A 6,415-nucleotide genomic window follows, 5' to 3' on the forward strand; every position below is an offset into this window, starting at 1 on the left:
TTATGTCCGTAAAATAATATTGAAGAGGGGTTTTAATTGTGAAAACGATAGGACTTATAGGTGGTATGAGTTGGGAATCAACTTCGGAATATTATCGAATTCTAAATGAAGAAATAAAAAGTAGATTAGGAGGATTACATTCAGCAAAATGTATGATTAATAGCGTTGACTTTGAAGAGATTGAACGATTCCAGTCTAGCGGAGATTGGAATGGAGCAGGAGAAGTATTAGGGAATGCGGCATATTCATTGCAGATGGGAGGAGCAGACTTTATAATCATTTGCACAAATACAATGCATAAGGTAGTTGACAAAATAAAGGAAAATATTAATATTCCAGTCTTGCATATTGCTGATGCAACTGCAAAAGAAATTAAAAGAAAAGGTATTCAAACGGTGGGACTACTTGGAACAAAATACACAATGGAGCAAGATTTCTATAAGTCACGTATAGTAGAGAATGATATCAAAGTAATAGTACCATCAGAAAAAAATAGAGAAAAGATAAATGAAGTAATATATACAGAATTATGTTTAGGAGAAATAACACCTCAATCAAGAGAGTATTATAAAAGGGTCATAGAAAAGTTAGTGCAAGAAGGGGCGCAGGGAATAATTTTAGGTTGCACAGAAATAGGGTTATTAATAAAGCAAGAGGACGTATCAGTTCCGATATTTGATACAACTCATATACATGCAATTGAAGCAGTAAATTTCGCTTTAGAAAATAGATTATAATTATATTATGTAAACTTAGTTCGTGTATCTGGAAAACATTCAGAAAATATCTTATAATGTAAGTGGTTACATTTAAGGGGGAATGCGGATGTTTTCAGTTCAACCAATCGCATTTGTACATAATGAAAGAAGGGAAATTGCAGATGATGAGTGGGGAGAAGTAAGATCACTTATTACTTTAAGCGAGTCGTTTACAGAGGAAAGTATACAAGGGATTGAAGAGTTTTCTCATATTGAAGTTATTTTCTATTTTCATAAAGTAACAGATGAACAAATTCAGTATTCTGCTAGACACCCTAGAAATAATAGTAATTATCCGAAGGTAGGGATTTTTGCACAGCGTGGAAAAAATCGTCCGAACCGACTAGGAGCGACAATTGTTAAAGTGATAAGAAGAGATGGAAAAACAATTGTTGTTGAAGGATTAGACGCAATCGATGGCACGCCTATTTTGGATATAAAGCCTGTTATGAAAGAATTTATACCGAGAGAAGAAATAAAGCAGCCTGAATGGGCAACAGATATTATGAAACAGTATTGGAAGGGGAACGGAGTAAAATGAGAATATATGAAGCAACAATTGCAGATTTAGATGGACTAGCATCTGTTTTTAATAACTATCGCGTATTTTACCGACAAGAGTCGAATGTAGAAGAAGCAAAAGTGTTTTTACGTAATCGGATTGAAAGAAAAGAGTCAGTCATTTTCGTGGCCGTTGAAGACGGAGAATATATTGGTTTCACACAATTATATCCATCATTCTCATCTATTTCGATGAAAGAATTATGGATATTAAATGACTTATTTGTACAAGCGAAGAAACGCGGAGCAGGAACAGGGAAAAAGTTGTTGGAAGCTGCTAAAGCATTCGCATTAGAAAATGGTGCAAAAGGTTTAAAACTACAAACAGAAATTGATAATTTATCAGCACAGCGATTATATGCTGAAAATGGATATTTGAGAGATAATCGTTATTTCCATTATGAATTAACGTTTTAAAAAATATAAGATTAAAAGAGACGTTTTCATTTTGAAAACGTCTCTTTTAAATTGTATTATAGTTGATTTAAAATCCAGTTTGTTGCATCTTCAAAGTTTTCTGCAATGTAGTTTGGCTCAATATGTGCCCAGTTGTCTCGGTACGTATGTAAAGCATCGTATCCAGCGCCTGTTCGAACTAATATTGTTGTCGCATTCACTTTTGCTCCTGCAACAATATCAGTCCAGCGATCACCAATTACAGCACATTGTGTTAAATCAAGCCCATGTTTTTCCGCTGCTTTAAGAAGCATGCCTGTACTTGGTTTACGGCATTCACAACCATCACCATGTTTATGAGGACAAACGTAAATATCATCAAAACCGAAACCTTCTAATTCTTGTACAAAATCAGTTACAGTAGCTATTCCATCTGCGATACCTGGTTGATTTGTGAAAGAGAAAATTTTTATATTTTGAGCTTTTAGTTTTTGCAGAGCTGCCTTTGTAAAGGGGAATAATGTAAAAGATCCAGGATAATGTATTGTAGTGTCGCCACCAATTGTACCGTCACGATCAATGAAAATTGCGTTAATGTTTGTCATATTTATAGTCCCTTCAATTAAAGAGTAGTTTAAAAATGTTTTACAAATCGATATCCATTTACTTCGTAACCTAATTTTTTGTAAAAAGGATGTGCCTCCACTCTTTTTGTTCCGCTAACTAGCCATGTTCCAATGCAATGATGCTTCTTTGCTAATTGTTCTGCATAAGCCATTAATACTTGTCCAATGCCTTTCCGCCGTATTGTAGAATCGACGCTAATAATTGAAATTTCTCCATAACGAGTTACATCTTCTAAATTTTCACGTATACGAAACCCAAGTAATCCAAATATAGTTTCTTCTTCTTCATAAACATATAAAAAATCAAAAGGACTCATCTGTACGAATTGCAATCGGTTGTTCATATCTTCATAGGAAATAGAGGAACCTTTTAATTCTTTCGTTAAAGAACAAAGTGCATCTATATCATCTATAGTCGCTTCACGAATTTGAAAAGACATATTATTCACTCCAATAAAATGTAATCAAACATTTAATATTCTGTTAAAAAATGTTTTTTCCTGCTATGAAAATAAATATTTTATAATGATATATAGATGGCTATATGTTATTCTTTTCCTTGATTGTATTGGAAATGGAAAGAAGGGGAATGTATGTTGAAGGTAAATATCCGCTCAGCTGGATATGAAATAGGTGAAAAAACAATTCATGATATTGCTTTTTCAATTGAAAAAGGTGAATTAGTTGCTCTTATTGGTGCAAATGGCGCTGGGAAAAGTACGACGATTAAAACGATGCTAGGCTTACTTGTAAATATGAATGGTGAAATAGCATTTGGTGAAAAGAAAAATCCGTATGCATATGTGCCGGAACATCCAACATATTATGATTATTTGACGCTCTGGGAACATATTGAATTATTAATGGCTGCTCGTGGAAATGAAGTGGGAAATTGGGAGGACAAAGCAAGGGAATTATTACATACGTTTCGAATGGAAAAACATATACACGAATACATATCAAAGTTTTCAAAAGGTATGAAACAAAAATCGATGCTTATACTCGCGTTTTTAACGGAGCCGGATTTTTATATTATTGATGAGCCTTTTATCGGCTTAGATCCAGTAGCTACGAAAGAATTTTTGAATTACTTATATAAAGAAAAAGAGCGAGGAGCTGGAATTTTACTTTGTACGCACGTACTAGATACAGCTGAAAGGATTTGTGAAAGATTTTTACTCATTTCGCAAGGTACGTTAGTAGCAGATGGCCATTTAGAGGCGATACAATCGTTAGCAAAAATGCCAGGAAGCACACTTTTAGATTGTTTCGATGCAATTGTAAGGCGGGAACAGCATGATTAAACAACAGTTTTATAAAAGATTGCGTCATGAACTTGAGCGGAAATGGAAGTCCATACGTTCGATAACAGATTGGACAGTCGCATTATATATTATTATTCCAGCACTTATATTTGCGGGGATCTACTATCGTTCACTATGGATGAAAGAATTATCGATGGAAGAGACCGTTTATTTTGGATTAGGTTTACTCGCGTTTTATTTTGTCACATTTTCAAGAGGAGTTCGCTCATTTTTTGAACAAGCAGATAGCTTGTTTTTAATTTCGTACCCAAATCATATGCGAAGATTAATGAAGCTTGGGATGATATATACGTTAATTCGGATTGCAATAACGAACGTAATTGTAGTATTCATTATGCTGCCTATATTGATGAGAAGTATGGGAGCGACAATTATACAAATCGTACTGTTCTGGATTTTCTTTACTGTTTTTCGATTTATGCTATCGTTGTTGACGAGATTTATAAATGTACGTGTCGGGAAACGATGGGTTTTATTGATTATAAAAGATGTTATATTTTCTTTTAGTTTGATTTTTTTTGGAATCAGTGTATTTTTCATTTATAAAAATCCATTGTATTCCATATTATTTATCGGTCTAGCAGCTTTATTTACTATAGTCTTAGTAAAAGAAAAGATGAATTATAAAAATTATTTTTTTAAAGAAGTTGAGAAAGAAAAAGAAGAAAGTATGCGCTGGACTGTAGGTATTATGCAAGTTGGTGGTCATGCTGCGAAGCCAAGTAGTTTAAATAAAAAACCGTGGATGTTCCCTCGTTCTAAAAATATATTAGGAAAAAAATCTGATTCGCGTATTGTAGAATCTTTTTTGAAAGAATTTTTGCGTACCAGTAGCGCTTTAACGTTTTATGTGCAAATTGTTTTAATTAGTACTGTAAGTATTATCGCGACTCCGCAGTGGATAACAGCTATTATTCTTGTGTTTGCTTTAGTTGCTATTTCTCATTATGCACGTGATTATTGGAATGAATTCACGAAGAAAATGTTTCTTCATTTATATTGTGACGAAGGAACATTACTATTATTAAGATGGAAGGCGGATCGTTATTTGCTCCTCCCAGCCGTATTCATATACGGGACAGTCATCCTTTCTCAGTTTTATATATTGCCAGCAATAATTATTGGGGTTATTTTTATAGTATTCATTGTTTGGATTGTATTTTTACCATAGAAAAAGAGCCGGAAATGGCTCTTTTTCTAGTCTGTAACACACTGATAAATAAAATATACTAAAACGAGTATGCTTGCGGCGGAGTATATGACATCTAAAGTCATCTGATCGCCTCCTCATTGATGTTGTATATATAGTGTATGAAATCTTACAATTTCATATTCAAGTGAAAAATATGTGAACGTTAACAAATTTGTAAAGTGCAAAAATTACAATCATTTTGTATAATAGAAGAAACAACCGTTATATAAAAATATAATGAGTGAAAGGGGAGGGAACATAAATGCCAAATTGGTTTAGAAAAACCTTAGTCGCATTAATTACTGTATTTACGTTTGGTTTAGTGACGCCTCCTTCCATTTTGCTTGATAATGCAAAAGCGGACAAGCCTACTACAACTAGACAGCAAAATTTGGAGCAAACGTCCTATACATATGAAGAAACGAACGATAGGTTAACCACCGATACTTTTGTTAACTATGCGATGCAAGAAGCAGAGAAGCAATCTATGCAAAAATTCGGCTCTAAAATTGGGCCTGTAATTGAAGATGAATTTAAAGATGTTGTATTACCTAAAATTGAAGAGGCAATCGCGGAACTTGCAAATGATGTGCCAGAAGAATCGTTACAATCATTAGCAATTTCTCAAAGACCAGCTGGCGGAAATAATGAAAAGATTTTTCATGTTTATGACACGAAATCAGGAAATGACTTACTGCGATTTCATGTGAGGAGAGATCATCCACCGCAAGATGGATATTATTTTAATTTCCACTATCATCGTTTTGATGATGGATACTCAGGACACCATGAGTTAGGAAATATTTATTGGAATACGAATGTACCGCCGAAATGGTTGTCTTAATGAAGAACAAGAGAAAATCTTGTTCTTTTTTTATGTGTATGAAAGGGTAAGATATTTATGTTGTTGAATAACATAGATTTAGGAAAAAAAGCAAAGGGAGTATGGGAATGCAAAAATACATTGTTTTTGACTTTGACGTCTACTTTATAATATAAAAAGGGGGTGAATTATTGAAAATCAGGCAAGGCAAATATGAAGAAATAAAATTACGCGATAGAATTCCAGGAATGGTTGAATATATAGAGGATACAATGTTACCTACTGGTTTTCACTACTATATTCCTCCTCACTGGCATAGAAGTATTGAAATTAGCCTAGTCGTATATGGAGAAGTTTTCTTGTATGTGAATGGGCAAAAAAAGAAAGTATCCGCTGGCGAATTTATTTTTGTAAATAGTGGAGATGTTCACGAATTTGAAAAAGTTGAAAATACAAGTTGTTCAGTAATGATGTTAATTATTTCTTATGAATTTCTAAAAGAGATAAATGAAGGTTTTGATAAATATAGATTTAATATAAAAGAATCAGTTGTTCAGAAAACGAACCTCCGACAAATATTTGATGAATTAAAGGAATTAGTCATAAATTATGATGACTTAAGTTACATAAAAATTAATAGTTTGATTTATGAAGTCGTTTATATTTTACTGCGATACTGTAAAGATGTGGAGAATGTAGAAAATGATTTTCAACTTGGAAATAGACAAAAAGAG

The 6,415-nt window shown here is 33.3% G+C and carries 9 protein-coding genes; 7 read left to right on the forward strand and 2 right to left on the reverse strand.

Annotated elements, in window-relative coordinates:
• Nucleotides 1-38: 38 nt before the first annotated feature.
• The 3 genes from KI356_RS26265 (at nucleotide 39) to KI356_RS26275 (ending at nucleotide 1,736) form a co-directional block, all read left to right on the forward strand.
• Nucleotides 39-737 (forward strand): aspartate/glutamate racemase family protein, encoded by a 699-nt coding sequence (locus KI356_RS26265; protein ID WP_212936911.1) that lies wholly within the window; start codon nucleotides 39-41, stop codon nucleotides 735-737.
• A gap of 88 nt (nucleotides 738-825) precedes the next feature.
• Nucleotides 826-1,299 (forward strand): SAM-dependent methyltransferase, encoded by a 474-nt coding sequence (locus tag KI356_RS26270; RefSeq protein ID WP_128279892.1) that lies wholly within the window; start codon nucleotides 826-828, stop codon nucleotides 1,297-1,299.
• Nucleotides 1,296-1,736, forward strand: a complete 441-nt coding sequence (locus KI356_RS26275) for a GNAT family N-acetyltransferase (RefSeq protein WP_212936912.1) — start codon at nucleotides 1,296-1,298, stop codon at nucleotides 1,734-1,736. Before KI356_RS26270 ends, KI356_RS26275 begins: the two co-directional genes overlap by 4 nt.
• A 56-nt stretch (nucleotides 1,737-1,792) precedes the next feature.
• Here the strand turns inward: KI356_RS26275 and KI356_RS26280 are convergent, their stop codons facing one another.
• Together KI356_RS26280 and KI356_RS26285 are read right to left on the reverse strand one after the other, a co-directional pair.
• Nucleotides 1,793-2,320 (reverse strand): HAD-IIIA family hydrolase, encoded by a 528-nt coding sequence (locus KI356_RS26280; RefSeq protein WP_212936913.1) that lies wholly within the window; start codon nucleotides 2,318-2,320, stop codon nucleotides 1,793-1,795.
• 29 nt (nucleotides 2,321-2,349) lie between these two features.
• On the reverse strand, nucleotides 2,350-2,781 hold the full coding sequence (locus KI356_RS26285) for a GNAT family N-acetyltransferase (protein WP_128279894.1): 432 nt from the start codon (nucleotides 2,779-2,781) through the stop codon (nucleotides 2,350-2,352).
• 153 nt (nucleotides 2,782-2,934) lie between these two features.
• On the opposite strand from KI356_RS26285, the gene KI356_RS26290 reads away from it, so the two are divergent.
• The 4 genes from KI356_RS26290 to KI356_RS26305 all read left to right on the forward strand — a co-directional run.
• The gene (locus KI356_RS26290) at nucleotides 2,935-3,645 is read left to right on the forward strand and encodes an ABC transporter ATP-binding protein (protein ID WP_212936914.1); all 711 of its coding nucleotides are present in this window, start codon (nucleotides 2,935-2,937) and stop codon (nucleotides 3,643-3,645) included.
• Nucleotides 3,638-4,837: an ABC transporter permease gene (locus tag KI356_RS26295; protein ID WP_212936915.1), complete on the forward strand. Its 1,200-nt coding sequence runs from the start codon at nucleotides 3,638-3,640 to the stop codon at nucleotides 4,835-4,837. Before KI356_RS26290 ends, KI356_RS26295 begins: the two co-directional genes overlap by 8 nt.
• Before the next feature lie 283 nt (nucleotides 4,838-5,120).
• Nucleotides 5,121-5,702 (forward strand): YpjP family protein, encoded by a 582-nt coding sequence (locus tag KI356_RS26300; RefSeq protein ID WP_088058564.1) that lies wholly within the window; start codon nucleotides 5,121-5,123, stop codon nucleotides 5,700-5,702.
• A 170-nt stretch (nucleotides 5,703-5,872) separates the two neighbouring features.
• A partial coding sequence (locus KI356_RS26305) for an AraC family ligand binding domain-containing protein (RefSeq protein WP_212936916.1) occupies nucleotides 5,873-6,415 on the forward strand: 543 nt, incomplete at its 3' end.

It is taken from the genome of Bacillus hominis (genome assembly GCF_018332515.1).
Taxonomy (GTDB): domain Bacteria; phylum Bacillota; class Bacilli; order Bacillales; family Bacillaceae_G; genus Bacillus_A; species Bacillus_A hominis.